Source organism: Vibrio sp. 10N.261.52.A1, assembly GCF_002876325.1.
GTDB lineage: Bacteria > Pseudomonadota > Gammaproteobacteria > Enterobacterales > Vibrionaceae > Vibrio > Vibrio chagasii.
This window is the reverse complement of record NZ_MCYD01001437.1, coordinates 1-539: the sequence shown is the minus strand read 5'-3', so window position 1 is coordinate 539 and position 539 is coordinate 1. Positions and strand designations below refer to the sequence as shown.

Annotated in this window: 1 protein-coding gene; it reads right to left on the bottom strand. The window is 40.8% G+C overall.

Annotated elements, in window-relative coordinates:
- Positions 1–86 precede the first annotated feature (86 nt).
- The coding region (locus BCT81_RS29250; RefSeq protein WP_157938901.1) for a hypothetical protein at positions 87–539 on the bottom strand (453 nt) is incomplete at its 5' end.

The window sequence follows — 539 nt, the reverse complement described above, 5'->3', positions numbered from 1 at the left end:
ATTTTTGCAACAAGCCCAGATCTCGCCTTGGGGAAAATATGAGGGGATCCGTCAGCGCCGCCGGTTAAGAGCCCGCCCTTATGATATCATGGGGGGCATATAAACGAACTTGTTGCTTCTCTAAAACTAATAGCGTTAGATCTTGGCAGCTGAATCGGAGCTGGAGGAGAATACTTGGGCATAAAGTTTTCGGCTAATACACCTTCTTTTTTAAAGTATGTTTCAAGAATAGCCGTCCGCTCTCCAGTAGGCTGAAAGTGCCCACTGCTATTTGTCAATTTAGTTACTAACCCATTTTCAACACGCATCTCTCCTGCAAATATAGGCCACTCATCTTTGACTAAAGATGAGTGAAACATTCCTATACCATCATAGCCATCTGGCATATTACCCATAGGTAGAGATGCACCATAAATAGTACCGTCATTCTCAACAATATACATAAATTCAACTCCCTTAGTAGTGTTTAATAACCCACCTCGATATTTTAATCTACCATTTTCAATATCTATTTTAAACTGCTCACTAAACCTATCTCC